Below are 21,706 nucleotides of genomic sequence, written 5' to 3'. Positions count from 1 at the left end.
ATGCACGACTCGCCGCAACCCACCCACATGTTCCGCGACCGGGGGTACGAATTCATGACCACGACACCGGAGCGCACCGCTGTCGACCCGTATGCCGCCGTCCTGCTCGCCGAGAACGACCGGCTCGCCGCGCTGCTGGCGACGGCCGACCCGGCCACCCCCGTCCCGACCTGTCCCGGCTGGTCGCTGCTGCAGCTGCTCCGCCACGTCGGGCGCGGGCACCGGTGGGCGGCCCGGATGGTCGCCACGGGTGCGACCGAGGGCCTCGACCCGCGCGAGGTGCCCGGGGGCAAGCCGCCCGAGGGCGGCCCGGAGGTCGCGGCGCAGTGGCTGCGCGACGGCGCGACCGAGCTGCTCGACGCCGTCGTCGCGGCGGGGCCGACCGCGCCGGTGTGGACCTTCACCGGGCCACGGCCCTCGGCGTGGTGGGTGCGGCGGCGGCTGCACGAGGCGACGGTGCACCGCGCCGATGCCGCCGTCGCGCTCGGGGCGCCGTTCCCCATCGACCCGCAGGTGGCCGCCGACGGGGTCGCGGAGTGGCTGGGTCTGCTCGCGGCCCGCCCCGCCGCCGACGAGCCGCCGCTGGCCGACGGCGCCACGCTGCACCTGCACGCCACCGACGACGTCCCGGACGGGGCGGGGGAGTGGATGGTCCGCGGCGCGGGCGGACGGGTCGTCTGGGAGCACGGGCACGGCAAGGGCGACGCCGCCGTCCGCGGCACCGCCGCCGACCTGCTCCAGGGCGTCACCCGCCGGATCCCCGCCGACGACGACCGCCTCCAGGTCCTCGGCGACGCCGGCGTCTGGACGGGGTGGCTGGCCCGCACCGGATTCTGAGCGGGACCGGTCGCGCGCGTGCGCGGGCGCGGCGGGGGACAGCGGTGTCGGCGCCGCGCTCAGCCCCCCGGGACCGTCCCCGCGCGCTGCTGCGCCGCGGCGGGCGGCGACTGCGGGGTCAGCACGACCTCGGCCGCGGTGTCGAGCACCGCGGCCGAGCGGGGCCGCTCGAACCGGCACGACGCCCGTCGCCCGTCGGTCTCCAGGGTCGCGACGAGGTTGCCGAACAGCGGGCCCGCCGTCCGCTCCCAGGCCACACCCGCGCTGCCGGCCCCGGTGCGGCGGGTCCAGCGGGTCGTCAGCCTGCCCAGCAGCCGCGACCAGGTGATCCGGAACATCACCCGCATCACCGCGGGGACCACGTTGTGCACCGGGGAGCAGGTCAGCTGATGGACCCGGGTGCCCTCCGGGCCGCGGCCCGGCCGGTCCCCGGGTGAGTGGGTGTGCACGTCGGCGACGGCGGCGTAGGAGTGGTGGACGTCGCCCGACAGCACCGACACCGTGGCGGGCGGTGCGTCCCCGCCGCGCGGGCGGCACGCCTCGCGGATCAGCTCGGCGAGCCGGGCGAAGGAGTGCCCGAACGCGGGCCAGTGCTCCAGGTCGGCCTCCTGGCGGGCCCACTCGGCGACCGCCGCGACCCGGCCGGAGCCGTCCGCGCCCTTCTCGGTCGCGGCCTCCAGATCGGAGATGACCTGCGGCATCAGCCAGGGCACCGAGGTGCCCAGCACGAGGTGGTCCACGTCGCCGGGGGCCAGCGCCTTCGCCCGGATCCAGTCGAACTCGGCGTCGGAGACCATCCGCCGCGGCGTGGACTCGACGATCCGCCCGTTGCGGGAGTCCAGGACGACCAGCCGGGTACGGCCCAGCTCCCAGCAGAAGGAGAAGCGTTCGTCCTTGCCGCGGGCGTCGCCGGTGCCGGTCTCGACGTCCCAGCGGGCGGCCTGCTGCGACAGCAGCGGCCAGACGTCGCCGTCGGCGGCCTGCACCTCCTGCCAGGTCCGGTCGGCGGCCAGCTCGGCGGGGGAGAGGTTGCCCAGGTGCTGGTGGACCCAGTACGAGGCCAGGCCGGAGCGGATGCGCTCGGACCACCAGGGCTTGCGGGCGATCTGCTCGCGCCACGCGCCGGAGGTGTTCCAGTCGTCGCGGACGTCGTGGTCGTCGAAGATCATCGCGGTGGGGACGGTCGAGAGCATCCACCGCACCTCGGGGTCCGACCAGGTGTCGCGGTAGAGGCCCGAGTACTCGTCGAAGCCGACGATCTCGTCGTCGGGCCAGTCCGGGTGCTGCTCCCGGCGCCCGGCGATCCGCCGCCGGGTCTGCGGGGTGAGCTCGTCGGCGTAGACCTGGTCGCCCAGCAGTAGCAGCGTGGTCGGCCAGGTCTCCGGGGGCAGCCCGGCCATCCGCCCGGCGTAGACGTCGAGTGCGTCGAGGCCGTACCGGCGGGCCTGCTTCGGGTCGGCGAGCTTCACGTAGCGGCAGGAGCCGAACACGATCCGCTGGTGGGCCTCGGAGCCCGCGCCGCGCGTCGTGATCAGGCTCGGCGGGAACGGCGAGTGCGGCAGCGGCCAGACCCGCTCGCCGTCGAGGTGGACCTCGTAGGCGGTGCGGGTGTCCGGCGTCAGCCCGGTCACCTGCACCAGGGCGAAGTGGTGGCCCGCCACCTCGAAGGTCTCGGCGTCGCAGCCGAGCACCGCGACGTGGCACGGGCCGGAGGTCTGCACCCAGACCAGAGCGCTGGTCTCGTCGACGTGCCGCAGCACCGGTCCGAGCAGGAGTGTCACCCGTCCGAGGGTAGTCGCGCCCCGGTCCGGTCGCGGAGCGAGATCAGGTCTCCTCGAGTGCCAGCAGTCCCGCACCGATCTTCCCGGCGTCACCCTTGTAGGTGGCGGGCAGCACCGGCGGGATCGGGCGGACCTCGGGCGGTCCGTAGTGGAACTCGCGAGCGGCCCGGCGGGCCGGTTCGAGCAGGAGCTCGCCCGCGTCGACGAGTCCGCCGCCGATCAGCACGACCTCGAACTCGAAGATCGCGTTGATGCTGGCGATGCCGATCCCCAGCGACCGTCCGAGCCGCTGGAACAGCGACGCCGCCGTGCTGTCGCCCGCCATCGCGGCCATGGTCACGTGCTGGCCGGTGACCTCGCCGCCGGCCTCCTCGGCCAGGGTCGCGATCATGCCCCGCGGGTCGTGCAGGGCGGCGCTGCGCCCCATCCGGGTCAACGCGGTCCCGGACGCGACGGCCTCCAGGCAGCCGTGGTTGCCGCAGCCGCACTTCGGGCCGTCCGGGTTGACGTTCATGTGCCCGACCTCGGCGCCGAGCCCGTGCGGGCCGCGGTAGATCTTCCCGTCGAGCACGATCCCCGCGCCGATGCCGGTGCCGACGGTCAGCAGCACCATGTCGTCGTTGCGGGTTCCGCCGAGCCGGGCCTCGGCCAGGCCGGCGACGTTGCCGTCGTTGTCGACGACCACCGGCAGCCCGCACGAGGCCTCCAGCAGGCCGCGCACGTCCCAGTTCTCGTAGTTGTTGTTGGGTGCCCAGCGGATCCGGCCGACCGGCCACTCCACGGTCCCCGCGGCACCGACGCCGATCGCGCAGACGTCCGCGCCCTCGGTGCCGCCGCGCAGCTCCTCGACCATCTCCCGCAAGAGGGTGGTCATCGTGTCCGCATCGGACGTGTCCGGGGTGTTGCGCCGCAGCTCGGCGTGGACCGTGCCATCCTCGTCCACGATCGCTCCGGCGACCTTCGTTCCTCCGATGTCGAGCCCGATGGCCCGCCGTCCGTTCGTCACCCGGGCATGATTGCCACCCCGTGGCGGTGACGCCACACCCACCCCGGGTTTGCGGACGGGCGGGCCGGGGAAAGGTGCCCCATGCCAGTCTTGCGACGTGTAGCCCGACCCGCCCTCGCCGCCGTGTTCGTCTTCGGCGGAATCAACGAGCTGCGGAACGCCGACGCGTTGTCGTCCGCCGTCAAGCCCGTCCTCGACCAGGCCGCCCCGGCCATCGACAAGGTCGTGGAGAACGCCCCGCTGGAGCGGCGCCCGGACAACGAGACCCTGGTCAAGGTCGACGCCGGTGTGAAGATCGTGGCGGGCTCCCTGCTCGCCCTGGGCAAGTTCCCCCGCCTGTCGGCCACCGCGCTGGCCGCCTCGCTCGTCCCGACCACGCTGGCCGGGCACCGCTTCTGGGAGGAGACCGACCAGCAGAAACGTGCCAACGAGCAGATCCACTTCCTGAAGAACGTCGGCCTCCTCGGCGGGCTGCTCATCGCGGCCGCCGACACGCACGGCAAACCGTCGCACGCCTACCGGACGCGCAAGGCCGCCGAGCGGGCCCAGGCCCGGCTCTCCGGCTCCGGCTCGGACACCGGTGCCCAGCTCGCCGCAGGACTGGCCGGCGCGGGCACCTCGATCGCCGCGGCCGCCGCGGGCAGCCGGGAGAAGCTGGCCGGGGCCGTCGAGGAGTACGGCCCGGTCGTGCGCGAGCGCGCCACCGAGTGGGGCGGCAAGGCCTCCGAGCAGGCCGCGCACCTGTCCGAGGTCGCCTCGGACAAGGCCTCCACCTGGTCCGAGCAGCTCTCGGCCGCCGCCGAGCGCACCTCCAAGGCGGCCCAGAAGAAGGCGAAGGTCGCCGAGAAGCGTGGCGCCAAGCTGGCGAAGGCGGCCGAGAAGCGGGGCGCCCAGCTCGAGAAGCTCGTGGACAAGAAGGGTGCCCAGTACCGCAAGGCCGCCGGGCGCACCGGTGGCAAGTGGGTGCGCGAGGCCGAGAAGCGCCGCGCCCGCTGGGAGAAGCAGGCCCGCAAGGCCGCCGCCCGCGCGGAGAAGCGTGCCCCCGAGTACGTCGACCGCTTCTCCACCCTGGTCACCCAGGCACAGTCCCAGGCCGCGAAGCTCGGCTCGGACCTGGCCGACCGCGCGTCGGTGGCCGGTGCCGAGGCCGCCAAGCAGGCCAAGGCGTCGGCGAAGGACGCGCGCAAGCGCGCCAAGGCCGTCGCCCGCTGACCCACCGCGACACCCCCGTCCACGGCCCTCCCGACCGGCACCGCGCCGGACGGGAGGGCCGTGGCGTGTCCCGGGTCAGATCGGGCGCAGCACCTGCAGCTCGCCCGAGTCGAGCGACCGCACCTCGACGACGACGCGGCCGTCCCACACCGGGGAGCGCAGCGCGTTCGCCATCCGCGTGAACAGCGCCTGGCTGCGGGCGTTGGCCGCCGCCTGGTCGGCGATCAGGTTCGGCATCATCCCGCCGGAGCGCTTGCGCACGGTCTGCGGCAGCGTCGACAGCGTGGTCAGCAGCCGGTGCAGCCGCGCGACGTCCGCGGCCCGGCCCGCGAGGTCGCTCTCGACCAGGGGGCGCAGCGCGGTCAGCGGCCGGTTCGGGGCGCGCAGCAGGTGGTCCGCCGCGGTGAGCAGAATGCGCCGGGCGTCCAGGACGAGCGCCTGGTAGGCGCCGTGCACCGCCGCCGGGAACCCGGTCCAGCCGAGCTTGCCGACCTCGCCGAGCGCGTCGCGCAGCGCCAGGCCGGGCATGCCCGACGGGTCGGCCCCGGCGACGGCCCGCTCCCAGCCCGCGATCCAGGCGTGCGTCTGGTGGCGCAGCACCGACAGGTTCGCGACCGCCGTCTCGAGCCCGCGCGACGGGGAGCCGCTGTCGGTCCCGGCGCCGTCGACGACGAGCGAGCCGCGCTCGAGCAGCTCGGTCTGGGCCTCGCGCAGCGACTCCTCGGCCGCCCGCAGCCGCGAGTCCAGCCGCATCACGCACGACGGCGCCAGCTGGTCGACCGCGGCGGTCAGCTCGTCGAGCACCCGGGTCTGGGTGCCGGTCGCGGCGATCTCGGCCGCGGTGGTCAGGGTGAGCAGGCCCAGCCCGGCGCCGTGCCGGTCACCGGGCGCGGTGGGCGCGACCGGCACCAGTGCCGACGACCCGGGGGCCGCCGCCGCCGTCTCACCGCCGGCCAGGCGCAGCAGCGGCTCGGCGCCGAACGCCTCGGGCAGCGCGAGCCGGAAGGTGAGCCCGGCGGCGGGACCGCGGCCCGCGTCGGGCGCGAGCCGCCGCGCCAGCTCGCTCGACGCCGACAACGTCGCCCAGGTGCGGTCGTCGTCGACGGCCGGGGTGGGGGCCCAGCTCAGCAGCAGGGCCGGGCCGGGAGGCGGGCTCCCGTTGCGGAGGGGACGCGGGCCACCGTTGCGTTCGGGGGCGCCGGTCTCCGTTCCGCCGGGCCGCCCGTCGAGCGGGACCACGATGCCGCGCGGGTCGTCCGGTTGACCGAGCATGTCTCTCCAACGACGTCACGGGCCCCGAGGTCACGAGCCCGGCGGAAGGGGGGCGTGTCCATGGTGCCTTGCGCCGTCCGGGCTCCGACCCTCGCCCCGGGTACCCGGGGACCGGTAGAACTCCGGTGTGCGGACCGCGTACGTGATCGGCACCCTGACGCCGAACTCGCCGAGGTCCTGCGCGCCGCGCGGACGGGCGAGAGCCCGGAGCCCGCCGGGCAGGGCAGCGAGGTCGCCCGCACCGTGTTCCACGACGCCGCCGAGTACGTGGCACAGGCCCCCACCTGCGCCGGCAGTCCTGACACTCCCGAGGAGGAGTTCCCGATGCCCCGTCCCTACTCCAGCGCCGTGATCACGGCACCGCTGGCCGAGGTGTGGCCGCACGTCCGTGACTTCGGTGGCCTCCACCGCTGGCACGCGGCGATCGCGACCTGCGAGCTGATCCGTGGCGCGTCCGGCAGCGAGATCGGTGCGCAGCGGCGCCTGACACTGGCCGACGGCGGCGGTACCGTCGTCGAGGAGCTGACCGCACTCGACGAGCGCGGGCACGCCCTCACCTACGAGATCCTCGAGTCGCCGTTCCCGGTGCGCCGCTACGTCTCCACCATCCGGCTGGCCCCGGTCACCGCGGTCGGGCACACCTTCGGCGAGTGGTGGACCGAGTTCGACGCGGACGGGGCCGACGAGGGCGAGCTCGCCGGGATGTTCGCGAACGGCGTGTTCGCGGCCGGGCTGGCCGCGCTGGCGCAACGTTGGGTGTGAGCAGCCGGACCCTGCTCCGAGGTCAGACGCGGGGCAGGGGCACCCGGTCGCCGACGGTGCCGTCCGGTCCGCGCAGCGACGCCGTGGCCAGCCCCTCGCGCAGCAGCCAACGGCCCAGCTCGAGGGTCTCGGCGACCTCGTCGGGCGAGAGCCGCTGCCCGTCGGGCTGCAGGCTCAGCCCGATCACGCCGTTCCACGCGCCCCACAGGTAGCGGGTGAGCCGGCCGGCGTCGACCGGTCGAGCCTCCCCGGCGGCGACGGCCGCGTCGATCCGGGCGGCGAAGTCGTCGAGCAGGCCGCCGACCCGTTCCCGGATCCGCGTCTCGATGTCGCCCCCGCCCGAGTGCACCGCGCCGGCGGGTCGGGGGTGGGCCAGGAACTGGAAGGCGCCCGGGTGCTCCAGATGGAAGCGCAGGTAGGCGTCGCCTCCCGCGAGGACCCGGCCGAGCGGGGTCAGCTCGGGTGCGTCGACCCGCGCCATGTATGCGGCGAACAGGTCCAGCGACTGCTCGACCAGGGTCAGGTAGAGGCCGAGCTTGCCGTCGAAGTGGGTGTAGATCGAGCCCACCGACACGTCGGCGAGGTCGGCGATCTCCTCGATCCGCGCCGTCTCGTGCCCCTCGCGGCGGAAGACCTCCTCGGCGGGGTCGAGGATCGCGGCCCGGGTCCTGGCACGCCGGCGTTCGCCCCGCGCCGCTGCCGTCGTGCCTGCGCCCGTCGTCACCGGGACAGGACAACCGCAGTGTTCTAGAAGTGCGTCCACTGGATGAACACTCTCGTAAAACACTCGTCGAACTGCCATCGTCGCTGCTCATGGAGACCCACGCCGACGTGCTCGTCGTCGGGGCCCGCTGTGCGGGTTCCGCCGCCGCCATCGCTCTGGCCCGCCGCGGCCGTGCGGTCGTCGCCCTCGACGGCGCGACCTTCCCCTCGGACACGCTGTCCACCCACCTGTTCTTCCCGCACCACTGGGCGGAGCTGGAACGGCTCGGGGCCAGGGACCGGGTGCTGGCGCTGGACCCGCCGCTGCATCCGCGGGCCGCGCTCGGCACGCCGGAGGTCGAGATCACCGGTCGCTACGGTGCCTACGAGGGCATCGCCACCGGCTCCTGCGTGCGCCGCCCCGGGCTCGACCTCGCGCTGGTGGAGACCGCTCGCGCGGCCGGGGCCGAGGTCCGCGAGGCGACCCGGGTGACCGACCTGCTCCACGACGACGACGGACGCGTCGTCGGGGTCCGCTGGAAGGACCGCGAGGACCGCACCGGGGAGATCCGGGCGAAGCTGGTGGTCGGCGCCGACGGGCGTCGCTCCACCGTCGCCCGCCTGTTCGGCACCCGCGAGCACCACCGCTGGGAGAACCAGCGGATGATGGCCTTCGCCTACTACGACGACCCCCGCGAGGAGCTGCGCGGCGTCGCCGCCCAGTGGCGCGAGGGGCGCGAGCTCGCCACCGTCTTCCCGTGCGACGGCGGGAAGTCCGTCGTGCTGCTCATGCCGCCGGTGGCGCGCGCGGAGGAGTTCCGGCGCGACGCGACCGCCGCGTTCTCCTCGACCGTGGCCGCGATCGCGCCGTTGGCCGAGCGGCTGCGCGGCTGCACGATGGCGTCGAAGGTCCGCACCTCGCGCAGTCACCCGTCGTACTTCCGGCACTCGCAGGGGCCGGGTTGGGCGCTCGCCGGCGACGCCGGTCACTTCAAGGACCCGGTCACCGCCCAGGGCATCCGCGACGCGCTGCGCTTCGGCCGCCTGCTCGGCGAGGCCGTCGCTCCGTACCTGGACGACCCGGCCGACCTCGACGCCGCGCTCGCGCGCTGGGAGTCCGACCGCGACGAGCAGTGCCTGCCGATGTACCAGTGGGCCAACGGCCTGGGGCGCGACGACGACGTCTCACCGCTGGAGCGCGCGTCCTACCGCTGGTTCGCCGTGAGCGAGGACCGCGCCACCGAGCTGTGGGACGTGTTCTCCCGCCGGCGGCCACCGACCCAGGTCTTCCGCCCGGCCCGGCTCCTGGGCTGGGTCCGCGACTGCCTGCGCGACCCTGCGGTGGACCGCGCCGAGCTGTGGCGGGTGCTGCGGCGCGACGTCGGCCGGGAGATCGCCAGGGTCCGAGAGGCACGCGGGTTCGTGCAGAATCGCGAGGAGTCCGCACGACGCGGTCTCACCCCGGCGACCGAGTCCCCTGAACGGGCGCCGGCCCTGATCGCCCCGGAGGCCGGAGCATGACCGAGACGTTGCTGAACGCCCTGCACGACACCGTCGCCGCACGCCCCGACGAGGTCGCGCTGCGCACCCGGGACGGCGCGGTCCGGTGGACCTGGTCGGAGTACGATGTGCTGGCCCGCCGCGCCGCGTCCGGCCTGGCCGGGCTCGGAGTCGGCCACGGCTCGGTCGTCGCGCTGATGCTGGAGAACCGGCCCGAGTTCCACGTCGCCGACCTGGGCGCCGTGCTGCTCGGGGCGGCCACGTTGTCGATCTACAACACCTCCTCGCCCGAGCAGATCGCGTACGTGCTGCGCGACTCCGGCGCCACGGTCCTGATCGTGCAGGAGAGCTTCGCCGCCGTCGCGGCGGCACCGGCTGCGGCTGCCGGCTGCCGGGTCGTCGCCCTCGACGGGCCCGGCCCGGAGGGCGCCATCGGGTGGGACGTGCTGCTGGCGGCCGAGCCGCTCGCCGCGCCGGCCGCGGTGACCCCGGACGACCTGCTGACGATCATCTACACCTCGGGGACGACCGGCCCGCCCAAGGGCGTCGAGCTGACCCATCGCAACCTGGTGAGCGCGAACCGCACCGTCGGCACGGTGTTCGGGCTGCGGCCCGGGGACCGCGTGGTGTGCTGGCTGCCGCTGGCCCACATCGCCGAGCGGGACGCGTCGTACTACATGGCCATCCTGTTCGGCCTCGACGTCACGACGTGCGCGAACCCGCGGGAGATCGGCGCGGCGCTGCGCGAGGTGCGCCCGCACTCGTTCTTCGCGGTGCCCCGGATCTGGGAGAAGCTCAAGGCGGGGGTGGAGGCCGCGGTCGCGGCCAGGGAGCCGCGGGAGCGCGCGCTCGTGGAGGCGGCGATCGCCGACGGGACCGAGGCCGCCCGGCTCACCCAGGCCGGGGAGCCGGTGCCCGCCGAGCTCGCGGCCCGGGTGGAGGCCGCCGCGCCGGTCCTGGCGTCGCTGCGGGCCGCACTGGGCCTGGACGAGGCGCGGTCGGCCAACATCGGTGCCGCCCCGAGCGCGCCGGAGCTGACGCTGTTCTTCCACGCGATCGGCGTCCCGCTCGGCGAGATCTACGGCATGTCGGAGAACTGCGCCGCGTGCACCTGCAACCCGTCCGACGCGATCCGGGTCGGCACCGCGGGCCCCGCGCTGCCCGGGACCGAGCTGCGCCTGGACTCCGACGGCGAGGTCCTGATGCGCTCCGAGGCCGTGATGCGGGGCTACCGCGGCAAGCCGGAGGAGACCGCGGCGGTGTTCACCGAGGACGGCTTCCTGCGCACCGGCGACATCGGCGTCATCGAGGACGGCTACCTGCGGATCGTCGACCGGAAGAAGGAGCTGATCATCAACGCGGCGGGGAAGAACATCTCCCCGTCGGCGGTGGAGTCGGCGATCAAGTCCCGGTCCCCGCTCATCGGCCAGCTGTGCGTGATCGGCGACGCCCGGCCCTACAACGTCGCGCTGGTCGCGCTGGACCCGGACGTCGCGGCCGGCCGGGCCCACGACGACCCGACGGTGCGCGAGGAGGTCGCTCGCGCGGTGAAGGAGGGCAACGCGCGCCTGGCCCGGGTCGAGACCGTCCGCCGGTACGCGATCGTGCCCGACCCGTGGATCCCCGGCGGCGACGAGCTCACCCCGACCATGAAGCTCAAGCGCCGCCCGATCACCGAGAAGTTCGCCGACACGGTCGAGTCGCTGTACGACGGCGGCGGCATCGACGCCGGCTGACCTCACCAGCCGCGCAGGTCGACCGCCCAGGTGTCGACGACCCGGTCGCCCTCCACGACGTGCATCCGCTCGTGGAGGGCGACGGTGGGGTCGACGTGGGCGGGCACGATCCGCACCCGGTCGCCGGTGGCCGGTGGGGTGTCGGCGGCGAACACGAGGTGCTCGTCGGCGCAGAACCACACGTTCCCGCCGGGGACGGTGGGGTTGCCGTGGTCCATGCCGAACGCCTTGAGTCCGGCGTCGGCGACCGCCCAGCCGGGCATGTCGCCGTCCGGCGCGGTCGTCGAGACCACCGTGGACAGCACGGTGAGCGCCTGGCGGAACGGCAGCCCGGCGGCGGTGTAGGCGGTGTCCATCAGCGCGTAGGACCCGGCCTGGATCTCGGTGCACGCGGTGTTCAACGCGTGCGTCCCGGTGCCGCCGCCGGAGACGATCCCGCCGCCGACGTCGGCGTGCGCCGCGCGGAGCCGGTCGGTGCACTCGGTGGTGAGCCGGGCCCGTTCGGCCTGGTCGGGGAGCATCTGCAGGTGGCCCTCGTAGCCCATCACCCCGCGCACCGTCAGCCCGGCGGCGCGGGCGGCGTCGGCGAGCGCCCCGGCGCGGGCCGGCGTGATCCCGCAGCGCGGCAGTCCGATGTTGACGTCGATCAGCACCTCGCGCACGCCGCCGTCGACGGCCGCGCGCAGCGTCTGCTCGGAGTCGATCGCGAGTGTCACCCGGGCCCCGGACCGCACGACGGCACCGAGGCGGCGCGCGTCGAGCACCTCGTTGGCCAGCAGCAGGTCCGCGCCCAGACCGGCCGCGGCCATGCCCTCCACCTCACGCACCGTCGCACAGGTGAACCCGGTGTGGCCGTGCGCGGCCTGTCGTCGGGCCAGCTCGGTCGTCTTGTGCGCCTTCACGTGCGGACGCAGCCGCGGGCCGGGCAGCAGCGCCGCCATGTCCGCGAGGTTGGCCTCCAGCGCGGCCGCGTCGACCAGCAGCGCGGGCGTGGTCAGGGCGTCGACGTGCACGGAACCCCCAGGACCCGGTCGAGGTAGGGGTTGCGGAACCGGCCCTCCGGGTCGAGCCGGTCCCGCGCGGCGACGAACGCGTCGAACCGCGGGTAGCGGGGCCGCAGCTGCGCCGCGGTGCGGGTGTGCAGCTTGCCCCAGTGCGGACGTCCGTCCAGTGCGGACAGCACCGACTCGACGGCGCCGAAGTAGGCCTCGTGCGGGCGTCGCGCGTGGACGTGCACCGCGAGGTAGGCGGTGTCGCGTCCGTACGCGGTGGACAGCCCGATGTCGTCGCCGCCGAGCACCCGGACCTCGACGGGGAACGCGACGTCCGCGGCGTGCCGGGCGGCGGCGGCCCGCAGCCCGGCGAACGCGTCACCGAGCGCGGCCCGCGGCACGGCGTACTCCATCTCCAGGAACCGCACGCGGCGCGGGCTGCAGAACACCGCGTAGGACGGGGCCACGTACTCCCCGGCGGCCATCTGCCCGGCCATGACCCGGTTGAGCCGCGGCACCAACGGCGGTGCCGCCGCGGCGACCCGCTGGACCAGCCCTAACCCGGACTCTTCACGGGCTGTGCCGGTGATCTCCGACCCCAACTGAAGAAAGTGCCTCGTGACCAGGTAAGACAGCGGGTGTCGAAGCCCTGTCCGCCATGGTCGAGGAGGCACTTTCCGAGTGCAGACTACAAGCACGCGCCCACCGGTCATCGTGACCGCCGACGGCGCTGGGGTGGTGTCGCACGTCGGGTCGCGTCTGCTGGCCGATGTCGCCGACCGGACCACGTTGACCAGTGAACTCTCGACCGCGCTCGCACCGCTGCGACGAGCTCGGGCGCGTCATGATCCGGGGCGGGTGCTGGTCGATCTGGCCGTCGCGGTCGCCGACGGGGCCACGAGGATCTGCGAGATCGCGGTCCTGGCCGATCAGGGCGCGGTGTTCGGGTCGGTGGCATCGGACTCGACCTGCTGGCGACTGCTCGACAAGCTCGACGAGCGCCGGTTGTCCTCGATCGCGGCGGGGCGGGCGCGGGCCCGGGAGGTGGTCTGGGCCCAGCACGCCGACGTCGATGGTCGCGCGTTTCCCGCGGCTCGGGTCGCCGGCCGCGACCTGCGCCGGCACGGCCGGGACGTGCTGGTGATCGATCTCGACGCCACGATCGTCATCGCCCACAGCGAGAAGGAACAGGCCACGCCCACGTTCAAGAAGACGTTCGGGTATCACCCGATGCTGGCGTTCTGCGACAACACCGGCGAGTTCCTCGCCGCCCGCTTGCGCCGCGGGAACGCCGGTGCGAACACCGCCGCGGATCACATCAACGTGCTCGACGACGCGCTCGCCCAGATCCCTGACGCGTTCCGTCACGGGCACCCGATCCTGGTCCGCACCGACACCGCGGGCGCCACGAAAGCCTTCCTCGCCCACATCCGAGCGCAACAAGACACAGCGGTGAGCTGTGAGTTCTCCGTCGGCTGGGCCGTCACCGACCGCGAACGCACCGTGATCAGCCTGGTCCCGAAGACGGTGTGGGCCGAGGCGGTCGACGCTGACGGCGGGCACCGTGACGGCGCCGGGCTGGCCGAGATCACCGGCTTGCTCCCCGCCTCCGCGTTGGTCGACTACCCGGCCGGGACCCGCGTTGTCGTCCGTCGCGAACGGCCGCATCCCGGCGCGCAGCTCGATGCGTTCGAGGAGCGTGACGGCTGGCGCTACACCGCGTTCGCCACCGACACCCGCGTCGGGCAGCTCGCCTTCCTCGACGCCCGCCACCGCGCCCACGCCCGGGTCGAGGACCGGATCCGCTGCGGCAAGGACACCGGCCTCAACCACTTCCCGTCCCGGTCCTTCGCCGTCAACGCGGCGTGGTTGACCGTGGTCATGCTCGCGGTCGACCTGATCACCTGGACCCAGCGCCTGCTTCTCGACGGCGACCTGGCGAAGGTCGAGCCGAAGGCGTTGCGCTACCGGTTGTTGCACACCGCCGCGCGGATCACCCGCGGGCAACGCCGAGTCTGGGTCCGTATCCAACGGTCCTGGCCCTGGGCGGTCGATCTCGCCCGCGCGTTCGCGCGGCTGTGCGCGTTGCCTGTTCCTGCTGGTTGATCTCCGAAGCCCGACACGACGAGCGGCGGGAGCTCCCGGCAGAACGCGCAGGCCGGCCCCTTCGCCATGCCCACCCATCGAACGAACCGGACCGGATCCGCCGCCAGCCGATCACGCGGTCAATCCGCAGCTCCGTGAATCACCAGGGCTAACGCGCCGTTGCCGAGCAGCTCGTCGCCGACGAGGGCGGCGGCCCGGCTGCGGCGGGGGCCGGTCGCGCCGGTCCGGTGGTTGGTCTTCAGCACCGCGGTGATGGTGTGCGGGAACCAATAGAACTCGACGTGGTCGTGTGCCGCGGCGAGCGCGTCGAGGCCGTCGAGGACCTCGGCGAGCGGGCGGGCGGTCTCGCAGGCGTGCAGGTGGAAAGCGGGGACGGTCTCCAGGGTCACCTCGACGATCACCCCGAGCGCCCCGAGCCCCACCCTGGCCAGGTCGAACAGGTCGGGCTCGCGGGTCGTGTCGAGTGTGTGCACCGTGCCGGTGCCGTCGACGAGGAGCAGCCCGCGCACCGCGTCGGCGATGCCGCGGTACCCGGCGCCGGCTCCGTGGGTGCCGGTGGAGATCGCGCCGGCGACGGTCTGGGCATCGATGTCGCCGAGGTTCGGCAGCGCCCGTCCGCGCGCCCACAGCCACCGGTTGAGCGTGTGCAGGGTGACCCCGGCCGGGACGGTCACGAGCGCGCCGTCGCAGCGCAGCCCGGCCGGGTCGGCGGGCACCGCGAGCGCGACGCCGTCGGGCACGCCGATCCCGGTGAAGGAGTGGCCGCTGCCGAGCGGACGCACCCGCAGTCCCTGTTCGGCGGCCCGGCGGACGGCGTCGACGACGTCGCCGGTGTCGCGCGCCCGGACCGTCCTGATCGGACGGGTGCGCTGGTTGCCCGCCCAGTTGCGCCACCGCTGCGTCACGGTGCGAGCCTGCGCGGCCCACCGGGTGTGGTCAAGACCGTCCTGCGCGTGTCGGGGACCGGTCGGGACGGTGGCGCGTGATTACGTTCCGTGTCCTTCTGGGGAAGGTGGGGTCACGATGATGGGGCGTACGCACGCGTTGTCGGGTGCGGTGCTGGGGCTCGCGGTGTGCTCGGCGGTGCCGCCGCCACCGGTGCTGGTGCCGGTGGTCGTGATGGTGTGCGCGCTGGCCGCGTTCGCGCCGGACCTGGATCATCCGTCGAGCGTCGCGGCGCGGGCGCTGCCGCCGGTGACCTGGCTGCTGTGCCGGGTGATCCGGTGGCTGTCGCGGGTGACGACCGGGGTGTCGCACCGCGGGCTGTCGCACTCGCCGGTCTTCGCGGCCGCGGTCGGGCTGCTGGCGTGGTGGGGGACCGGTTACCTGCTGCCCGGTCAGACGGCGGTCTGGACCGGCGTCGCGGCCGGTGCGGGCTGCTGGATCGGTGCGATCGGCGACGAGCTGACCTCGAACGGGAACCGGTTCGCGTTCTGGCCGTTGGCGGGGATCCGCTGGCCGCGGATGCTGCGGTTCCGGACCGGCGGGACCGGGGAACACGTCGTCGTCGGATTGCTGGCGGTCACGGGGGTCGCGCTGATGACCGGCACCTGGGCGTTCTGAGCGGGCCCGGTCGACATCGCTCTGTATAGCTGATACACAGGGATATGCCAGCGATACATTCGATCTGGGAGAGCGCATGACCACACAGTCGTTGCAGGGCCGGAACGTGCTCGTCGCTGCGGGCGGCAAGAACCTCGGGGGCCTGATCAGCAGTCAGGCCGCCGAGGCGGGGGCGAACGTCGCGATCCACTACAATTCCGAGTCCTCGCGCGCCGAGGCCGAGGAGACCCTGAAGGCGGTCGAGGCCGCGGGCCGCGAGGGTGTGCTGCTGCAGGGGGACCTGACCGTCCCGGCGGAGGTCGAGAAGCTCTTCGCGGACGCGACGGGCTCGCTGGGCTCGATCGACGTCGCCGTCAACGCCGTCGGCAAGGTGCTCCGCAAGCCGATCGTGGAGACCACCGAGGCCGAGTACGACTCGATGTTCGACATCAACTCCAAGGCCGCGTACTTCTTCATCAAGGAGGCGGGCCGCAGCGTCTCCGACAACGGCTCGATCATCACGATCGTCACGGCGCTGCTGGCCGCCTTCACCGACGGCTACTCCACCTACGCCGGTGGGAAGTCCCCGGTCGAGCACTTCACCCGCGCCGCGTCCAAGGAGTTCGCCGACCGCGGCATCTCGGTGAACAGCATCGCGCCCGGTCCGATGGACACCCCGTTCTTCTACCCGCAGGAGACCCCGGAGCGGGTCGAGTTCCACAAGTCGCAGGCGATGGGCGGGCGGCTCACCAGGATCGAGGACATCGCCCCGATCGTCCGGTTCCTCGCCACCGAGGGGCACTGGATCACCGGTCAGACGATCTTCGCCAACGGCGGCTACACCACGCGGTGAGGACGTCGTCGTGAGCGCTGGGGCGCGGCGGCGGCCGGGACGCCGCCGTCGCCGTCCCGGCGCCGCGCGGCCGCCCTACAGTGGTCCGGTGGAAGATCGACCGGCGGAGACCGGGACCCGGGACCGGCTCCTGCGGGCGGCCGCCGACCTCATCGCGGCGTCGCCGGGGGAGAGCGTGCCGCTGCGGGCGATCTGCGACGCCGCCGGTGTGCGCCTCCCGACGCTGTACCACTTCTTCGGCAGCAAGGAAGGCCTGCTCGACGCCGTCGTCGAGCACGGGTTCGAGCAGTACCTGTCCGCGAAGCGGGCCCAGGAGTCCAGCGGGGACCCGATCCAGGACATCCGCGACGGATGGGACGCCCACGTCGCGTTCGGCATCGCGAACCCCGGCTTCTACGCCCTCATGTACGGCCAGGTCACACCCGGGCGACGGCCCGCGGCCCAGGACGGGCCGTCCGCGGCCCTGCTCGGTCTGACCCGCGAGGCCGACCGCCGGGGACGGCTGACCGTGACCCCGGAACGCGCCGCGGCGCACATCCTGGCCGCCAACGTCGGCGTCACCCTGCGCCAGATCATCACCGCACGCCCGGACCCCGGGCTGTCGTCCGACATGCGGGAGGCCACCCTCGCCGCGATCACCGGCGGACCGGGCGAGCGCGCGCCCGGGGATCCAGGCGTCGGTGCGGCAGCGGCGGCCCTGCTCGCGCTGCCGGACGACAACGACGTCCTCGGGGTGCCCGAGACGGTGTTGCTCAAGAAGTGGCTGGCCGAGCTCGCGCGCCGGGGGTGAGCGTTCCGCGGAACGCGGTGCGCGGGTGTCGAGATGGCGTCGGGAGGCCCCGGTGCCGGCGGTCCGCGTCGACGCCCCAGCCGGGAGTCACACCTCACGGTGGGGTCGCAACACCGGCCGCGGCCGCATCGCGGGCGGGTGGTCGTCGTCGGTGTCGACCGCCTCGACGACCGCGGCCCCGTGCGCCGGCCCGGCCACCCCGAGGAACGGCCGCACGAAGCGCGCGGTCCGCTCCATCACCTCGTCGTGGACGTCGGCCCGCACCGTCGACGGCTGGGCCTGGACGATGATCTCGCCCGCCCACGGCAGCGCGGGGTCGGCCAGCAGCTCGTCGATGACCCGGCCGGTCGAGTGGCCCGCCGGGAGCGGCCGGGACAGCGCGACCCGGGGGACCCCGCGGGCGTAGGTCCAGTACCGGGCCAGGTCGGAGACGACGCCGCCGTGCGACGACGGCGGCCTGCCCGACAGCACTCCCACCCCGCGGACCGCGGCGGCGTCCACCGATGACGCCGACCCCGTCGCCCACCACACCCGCTGCGCGGCGAGCGCCGTCGGCAGCGTCTCCAGCAGGACGTCGAGCGCGGCGACGGTGTCGCGGTGCCGGTCGTCGTGGTGACGCCCGAAGCGTCGCGCCGCGTCGGGATCGGCTCCCGCCCCTATGCCCAGCTCCAGTCGCCCGCCGGACAGGGCATCGAGCACCCCGGCGTCCTCCGCGAGCCGGCGCGGGTCCTCCAGCGGCAGCGCGACGACCGCGGTCCCGAGCCGGATCAGCCGGGTACGCTCGGCCACCGCGGCCAGCAGGACCAGTGGCGACGGCAACCGCCCGCCGAGGTGCCCGTCGTGGTGCTGGGCCACCCAGAACGAGTCGTACCCGAGTTCCTCGGCCCGCTCCGCCAGCCGGATCGTCTCGCGGTAGGTGCGTGACGGATCGTCACCGGTGACGTGCGTGAGGTAACCGAGCCGCATGCCGAGGCACCCTATGCCGGGGGTCCTCCGGCCCTGCCGGAGGACCGGGGTGACGGCGGTTCGGAGTGTGCCGGTTCCGGTATCCTCCGGCTCGCCGCGGCGGTAGCTCAATTGGTCAGAGCAGCGGACTCATAACCCGTCAGGTTGCCGGTTCGAGCCCGGCCCGCCGCACAGAAGTGCAGATCAGCGGATTACATCTCGCCGTCTTCGCTCGTCGGTGCGAGCGGGGCGGGCCAGTCGACCCTGGCCGTCCTGCTGGCCGGTCTGTCCCCGCCGAGCCGGTGCCGGGTCACCTGGGCGGGATCGCCGCCCGGTCCTGCGGCACCCCTGGTGCTGGTCACGCGGGAGGCGCATGTGTTCGCGCGCCCGCTCGTCGAGGACGTGCGGCTCGGCTGCCCGACGGCGACCGGGCGACGTCGAGCGGGCCCTGCACGCCGTGGGCGCGGCGTGGGGGCGACGACCTGCCCGACGGCGGTCCGGACCGTGGTGGGGGGTGGGGGGGAGCCGGGACACGACCTGGACCCGGCACGGACCGCAGAGGTGGCGCTGGTTCGCGCCCTGCTCGCCGACCCCGCGGTCGTCGTGCTCGCCGAGGCGACGGTCGAGGCCCGACAGCCGCGACGCGACCCGGCTGGAGGAGGCCGCCGCGGTCGTCCTGCGCGGGCGGACCGGTCTGGTCGTCGCCCACCGGCTGCGTCAGGCGGCCGCCGCGGTCCGCGTTCCGGTGCTGCGACCGCTACTACCCGTGCTTCCGGTGCCACGCCGCGCACTCCGACCATCCGATACGACGGTGGCCGTCCGACGAACGGGGGTGCCGGGCGATCCTGTGCGGGGTGTGTCGTTCCGAGCTCCGAATCGACGACTACGCCCGTCTCGGATCCCGTCCGGGCTGCGGCGCTCCCTTCAACCCACGGTGCCGTCCCCACACCCGCCCGGCCACGGCGACGCCGGCGGCCCCCGGCCCCCGGCGGTCGCCTCGCCGTCCGACGTGGTCGCGTCGGTCCTCGACCTCCCACCGGCGATGAAGATCCCCCTGAGGACGGATCGGCGGCGGTGCCGACCCTCAGCTGAGGGTAGTGATCCCGAGCTCTGCTCCCTTTACTCCACCTGAACCCGTGCCTCCGACTCCAGCTCCCCGAGGTCGGCCGACTCCCCAGTCGCGGGTGATGAGAGGAGTGCTCATGAGACGACCGAGATCGGCGGGACGGAGACTGATCGCGTTCGCGACAGTTGCCGCGCTCGCGACCGCGGGTGGAGTGGCCACCGCCCCGGGTGTGCTCGCCGCGCCCGGTGGAGACCCTTCTTCAGAGGGGTCCTGGTCCGTCCCGTTCGAGGAGGGCGGCGCGGAGACCCCGCGGTGTGAGGTCGTCCCGAGCGACAACCCGGGCGACACCCGTGACCGCCTCCGGTGTAAGCTCGCGGCCGTCACGACGGCGGCCCTGCCTGACGGCCGGATCCTGTACGGCAACGGCATCGAGAGCGAGGAGAACGCCGAGGAATCGGTGGTCCCCGCGCTCTCGGCGGAGGCCCGGGACGGCCGGACGCGGGTTCTGGACCTGCGGGACGGCACGCCGTCGTGGAGCACTCCGGAGAACGAGACCACCGACGGGGACAACCCGACGATCGAGTCCGGCCGGACCAGCGACGACTGCCTCACGGACGCGCCGTTCGGCGTCGCCGGTGTGCCCGGTCGCGGCGGTGATGGGCTCGTCGGCTCGGTCAACGAGCAGCTCGGCGGGCCGGCAGCAGAGCCCACCTGTGCCCCCGACGACGTCCCGCTCAATGACGGCGACATCTTCTGCGCCGACATCGCTCAGCTCCCGGACGGCCGTAACCTCCTGGTCGGAGGCACGGACTGGTACAACGAGCCGTCGATCCTGGAGAAGGCCGACGGCGATCCGCTCAACGTGGGGGTCATCGAGCTGGAGGGGCTGCGCAGCGCGCGGACCTTCGATTCCAAGACCGATCGCTGGGACGCCACGGCGCCGATGAAGTTCGGTCGTTGGTACCCCTCGGTCACGACCATGCCCGACGGTCGGATGACCGTCGTCAGCGGCACGGTCAAGCTGATCAAGTCGACGCAGGGCTCCCAGGTCCGACGCACCGAGACCTATGACCCGGCATCCGAGCAGTGGACCGAGGACTACACCGGTCCGGCGTCGGAGAAGACCCTGCCGCAGAACGCACGGATGTACCTGACTCCCAACGGCAAGATCTTCTACAGCGGCGACGGCCAGATGTTCGGGCCGTTCGGCCAGGCGGTGGACGAGGCGCTGTTCGCACAGCAGGGCTTCTTCAACCCCGAGACCAAGGAGTGGGAGAACACCGGCATCACGCTGCCGCGCAGCTCGCCGGCATCGGTCGCGTTGCCGATGAAGGCCCCGTACGACTCGATGACGATCCTGCGGGCAGGTGGCACTTTCGGACCGCCCCCGGGCACCTATGTCGGGACCCCGACCACCACGCTGACGACGGTGGACAAGGCCGGGAACGTGACCAACACGCCCGGGCCGACCCTGGCAGAGGGACGTTGGTTCACCCAGCCCACTCCGCTGCCCGACGGCAAGGTCCTGCTGACCAGCGGAGCCCGCAACGACGAAGTCGTGTTCCCGGGTGGTGAGCTCCCGGTCAAGCAACCCGAACTCTACGACCCGGCGAGTAACTCGTTCACCGCGATGGCGTTGCCGGAGCGGGCGCGGACCTACCACAACAACGCGCTGCTGCTGCCGAACGGCCAGGTGCTGGTCGGCGGCAACTCCCCGATCTCGCTGGGCTACAGCGTTCAGCGCGACGCGGTCCCCGGAGTCACCGGGAACAACGACAAGGACCCGTCGTTCGAGATCTTCTCCCCGCCCTACCTGCACAAGGGCGACCGGCCAGGCATCGACGGTGTCCAGAAGGGCATCGCGTGGGGCGAGGACTTCGCCGTCCGCACCGACGACGCGTCGTCGATCGACAAGGTCGTGCTGATGCGCATGCCGTCCCCGCAGCGCGTGATGGACAACGACACCCGGACCCGCGAGCTGCCGTTCACGAAGGAGAACGAGGGAGGTCTGCGGGCGTCCGCGCCGCAGGACGGGGTTGCCGCCCCGCCCGGCTACTACTACTACCTCTTCGTCAATCGCTCGGACGGTGACGGCGGCTCGGTGCCCTCGGTGGCCCGCATCGTCAAGGTGTCCGACCGCTCCGACAGGGCCGAGGCGATCCAGCCGATGGGACCGGAGACGGTCGAGGGGTTCGAGCCGAACGGTGCCACCCGGACCGAAGCCAACACGCTGCTCGGCAACCCGCCGAACCCGTTGGAGACCCCGACCGTTCCCGGGCAGCGGGACCCGCTCGGCGTACCGCCGGGCGTCCCGGGCGTCACCGAGCCCGTTCCGGACACCACCGGGAGCGGGATCGGTGAGGGGGAGCCGAACCTGAACGGTGACGGAACGGAGCCCGAGCAGGGCCCGCCGGGCGGGGTCACGCAGGAACCGGAACCGGGTCTGTTGCCGAAGCTCCCGCTCGGGGGCAGCGAGACCCGGCGCCGTCCGCGAGCCGGCCATCATCGACGCACTCCGAGGACCCGCTCATGACCGACCGCTCCTCGCGGAGCACCTCCGAAGCGCCCGTCCGGTACGGACGGGCGCTTCGGCGCATCCGCTCT

At 73.7% G+C, this 21,706-nt stretch carries 19 protein-coding genes and 1 tRNA gene; 12 read left to right on the top strand and 8 right to left on the bottom strand.

Going from position 1 to position 21,706, the window contains the following annotated elements; all coding sequences use genetic code 11:
* The first annotated feature begins 54 nt into the window (after nt 1–54).
* A complete protein-coding gene (locus tag XF36_RS16435) occupies nt 55–837 on the top strand; it encodes a maleylpyruvate isomerase family mycothiol-dependent enzyme (RefSeq protein ID WP_060714758.1) in 783 nt (260 codons plus the stop codon).
* 59 nt (nt 838–896) lie between these two features.
* Here the strand turns inward: XF36_RS16435 and XF36_RS16430 are convergent, their stop codons facing one another.
* Both XF36_RS16430 and XF36_RS16425 read right to left on the bottom strand, forming a co-directional pair.
* Nucleotides 897–2,618 carry an alkaline phosphatase D family protein gene (locus XF36_RS16430; RefSeq protein ID WP_060712668.1) on the bottom strand — a complete coding sequence of 574 codons (1,722 nt, stop codon included), beginning with the start codon at nt 2,616–2,618 and terminating at the stop codon, nt 897–899.
* 43 nt (nt 2,619–2,661) lie between these two features.
* On the bottom strand, nt 2,662–3,624 hold the full coding sequence (locus XF36_RS16425; protein WP_060712667.1) for an ROK family protein: 963 nt from the start codon (nt 3,622–3,624) through the stop codon (nt 2,662–2,664).
* A 123-nt stretch (nt 3,625–3,747) separates the two neighbouring features.
* Between XF36_RS16425 and XF36_RS16420 the strand changes: the two genes are divergently transcribed.
* Complete coding sequence (locus XF36_RS16420; protein WP_060712666.1) at nt 3,748–4,836, top strand: DoxX family protein; 1,089 nt, start codon at nt 3,748–3,750, stop codon at nt 4,834–4,836.
* A gap of 75 nt (nt 4,837–4,911) precedes the next feature.
* Here XF36_RS16420 and XF36_RS16415 read toward each other — a convergent pair whose 3' ends face one another.
* Nucleotides 4,912–6,108 carry a hypothetical protein gene (locus XF36_RS16415; protein WP_060712665.1) on the bottom strand — a complete coding sequence of 399 codons (1,197 nt, stop codon included), beginning with the start codon at nt 6,106–6,108 and terminating at the stop codon, nt 4,912–4,914.
* A 60-nt stretch (nt 6,109–6,168) separates the two neighbouring features.
* Between XF36_RS16415 and XF36_RS34230 the strand changes: the two genes are divergently transcribed.
* Nucleotides 6,169–6,870: an SRPBCC family protein gene (locus tag XF36_RS34230; protein ID WP_238589339.1), complete on the top strand. Its 702-nt coding sequence runs from the start codon at nt 6,169–6,171 to the stop codon at nt 6,868–6,870.
* A gap of 22 nt (nt 6,871–6,892) precedes the next feature.
* Here XF36_RS34230 and XF36_RS16405 read toward each other — a convergent pair whose 3' ends face one another.
* Nucleotides 6,893–7,594 carry a TetR/AcrR family transcriptional regulator gene (locus XF36_RS16405; protein ID WP_060712664.1) on the bottom strand — a complete coding sequence of 234 codons (702 nt, stop codon included), beginning with the start codon at nt 7,592–7,594 and terminating at the stop codon, nt 6,893–6,895.
* 89 nt (nt 7,595–7,683) lie between these two features.
* Between XF36_RS16405 and XF36_RS16400 the strand changes: the two genes are divergently transcribed.
* Together XF36_RS16400 and XF36_RS16395 are read left to right on the top strand one after the other, a co-directional pair.
* On the top strand, nt 7,684–9,093 hold the full coding sequence (locus tag XF36_RS16400; protein ID WP_064485443.1) for an NAD(P)/FAD-dependent oxidoreductase: 1,410 nt from the start codon (nt 7,684–7,686) through the stop codon (nt 9,091–9,093).
* Nucleotides 9,090–10,808 (top strand): AMP-dependent synthetase/ligase, encoded by a 1,719-nt coding sequence (locus tag XF36_RS16395; protein WP_060712663.1) that lies wholly within the window; start codon nt 9,090–9,092, stop codon nt 10,806–10,808. Before XF36_RS16400 ends, XF36_RS16395 begins: the two co-directional genes overlap by 4 nt.
* 2 nt (nt 10,809–10,810) lie before the next feature.
* On the opposite strand, the gene XF36_RS16390 is transcribed toward XF36_RS16395, so the two are convergent.
* Entirely contained in the window at nt 10,811–11,821 is a 1,011-nt protein-coding gene (locus XF36_RS16390; RefSeq protein ID WP_060712662.1) for an alanine racemase, read from the bottom strand.
* A complete protein-coding gene (locus tag XF36_RS16385; protein ID WP_238588914.1) occupies nt 11,803–12,402 on the bottom strand; it encodes a D-arabinono-1,4-lactone oxidase in 600 nt (199 codons plus the stop codon). Before XF36_RS16385 ends, XF36_RS16390 begins: the two co-directional genes overlap by 19 nt.
* 79 nt (nt 12,403–12,481) lie before the next feature.
* Between XF36_RS16385 and XF36_RS16380 the strand changes: the two genes are divergently transcribed.
* A complete protein-coding gene (locus XF36_RS16380; RefSeq protein WP_060710764.1) occupies nt 12,482–13,906 on the top strand; it encodes an IS1380 family transposase in 1,425 nt (474 codons plus the stop codon).
* Nucleotides 13,907–14,025: 119 nt separating this feature from the next.
* Here the strand turns inward: XF36_RS16380 and XF36_RS16375 are convergent, their stop codons facing one another.
* Complete coding sequence (locus XF36_RS16375) at nt 14,026–14,811, bottom strand: FAD-binding protein (protein ID WP_060712661.1); 786 nt, start codon at nt 14,809–14,811, stop codon at nt 14,026–14,028.
* 121 nt (nt 14,812–14,932) lie between these two features.
* On the opposite strand from XF36_RS16375, the gene XF36_RS16370 reads away from it, so the two are divergent.
* From XF36_RS16370 to XF36_RS16360, 3 genes are all read left to right on the top strand, one after another.
* Nucleotides 14,933–15,469 carry a metal-dependent hydrolase gene (locus tag XF36_RS16370; protein ID WP_168169532.1) on the top strand — a complete coding sequence of 179 codons (537 nt, stop codon included), beginning with the start codon at nt 14,933–14,935 and terminating at the stop codon, nt 15,467–15,469.
* A gap of 76 nt (nt 15,470–15,545) precedes the next feature.
* Nucleotides 15,546–16,301, top strand: a complete 756-nt coding sequence (locus XF36_RS16365; protein ID WP_060712659.1) for an SDR family oxidoreductase — start codon at nt 15,546–15,548, stop codon at nt 16,299–16,301.
* A gap of 88 nt (nt 16,302–16,389) precedes the next feature.
* On the top strand, nt 16,390–17,091 hold the full coding sequence (locus XF36_RS16360) for a TetR/AcrR family transcriptional regulator (protein WP_060712658.1): 702 nt from the start codon (nt 16,390–16,392) through the stop codon (nt 17,089–17,091).
* 87 nt (nt 17,092–17,178) lie between these two features.
* On the opposite strand, the gene XF36_RS16355 is transcribed toward XF36_RS16360, so the two are convergent.
* The gene (locus XF36_RS16355) at nt 17,179–18,057 is read right to left on the bottom strand and encodes an LLM class flavin-dependent oxidoreductase (protein WP_060712657.1); all 879 of its coding nucleotides are present in this window, start codon (nt 18,055–18,057) and stop codon (nt 17,179–17,181) included.
* Nucleotides 18,058–18,153: 96 nt separating this feature from the next.
* Here XF36_RS16355 and XF36_RS16350 point away from each other — a divergent pair.
* From XF36_RS16350 to XF36_RS16345, 3 genes are all read left to right on the top strand, one after another.
* Nucleotides 18,154–18,228: transfer RNA gene (locus tag XF36_RS16350), tRNA-Ile, on the top strand.
* A gap of 5 nt (nt 18,229–18,233) precedes the next feature.
* Complete coding sequence (locus XF36_RS35660; RefSeq protein ID WP_414706195.1) at nt 18,234–19,082, top strand: CHY zinc finger protein; 849 nt, start codon at nt 18,234–18,236, stop codon at nt 19,080–19,082.
* A 156-nt stretch (nt 19,083–19,238) separates the two neighbouring features.
* Nucleotides 19,239–21,635 (top strand): galactose oxidase early set domain-containing protein, encoded by a 2,397-nt coding sequence (locus XF36_RS16345; RefSeq protein ID WP_168169531.1) that lies wholly within the window; start codon nt 19,239–19,241, stop codon nt 21,633–21,635.
* Nucleotides 21,636–21,706 lie beyond the last annotated feature (71 nt).

Origin of the sequence: Pseudonocardia sp. HH130629-09, from assembly GCF_001294645.1 — a bacterium.
Classification (GTDB): Bacteria; Actinomycetota; Actinomycetes; order Mycobacteriales; family Pseudonocardiaceae; genus Pseudonocardia.
The sequence above is the reverse complement of the archived record's forward strand: the minus strand, read 5'-3'. Positions and strand labels throughout refer to the sequence as shown.

Excerpts from the sequence above, each read along its gene's own strand:
- XF36_RS16435 (WP_060714758.1), top strand. The coding sequence starts at position 55 with ATGACCACGACACCGGAGCGCACCGCTGTCGACCCGTATGCCGCCGTC.
- XF36_RS16415 (WP_060712665.1), bottom strand. The coding sequence starts at position 6,108 with ATGCTCGGTCAACCGGACGACCCGCGCGGCATCGTGGTCCCGCTCGAC.
- XF36_RS34230 (WP_238589339.1), top strand. The coding sequence starts at position 6,169 with ATGGTGCCTTGCGCCGTCCGGGCTCCGACCCTCGCCCCGGGTACCCGG.
- XF36_RS16400 (WP_064485443.1), top strand. The coding sequence starts at position 7,684 with ATGGAGACCCACGCCGACGTGCTCGTCGTCGGGGCCCGCTGTGCGGGT.
- XF36_RS16395 (WP_060712663.1), top strand. The coding sequence starts at position 9,090 with ATGACCGAGACGTTGCTGAACGCCCTGCACGACACCGTCGCCGCACGC.
- XF36_RS16370 (WP_168169532.1), top strand. The coding sequence starts at position 14,933 with ATGGGGCGTACGCACGCGTTGTCGGGTGCGGTGCTGGGGCTCGCGGTG.
- XF36_RS16365 (WP_060712659.1), top strand. The coding sequence starts at position 15,546 with ATGACCACACAGTCGTTGCAGGGCCGGAACGTGCTCGTCGCTGCGGGC.
- XF36_RS16355 (WP_060712657.1), bottom strand. The coding sequence starts at position 18,057 with ATGCGGCTCGGTTACCTCACGCACGTCACCGGTGACGATCCGTCACGC.
- XF36_RS16345 (WP_168169531.1), top strand. The coding sequence starts at position 19,239 with ATGAGACGACCGAGATCGGCGGGACGGAGACTGATCGCGTTCGCGACA.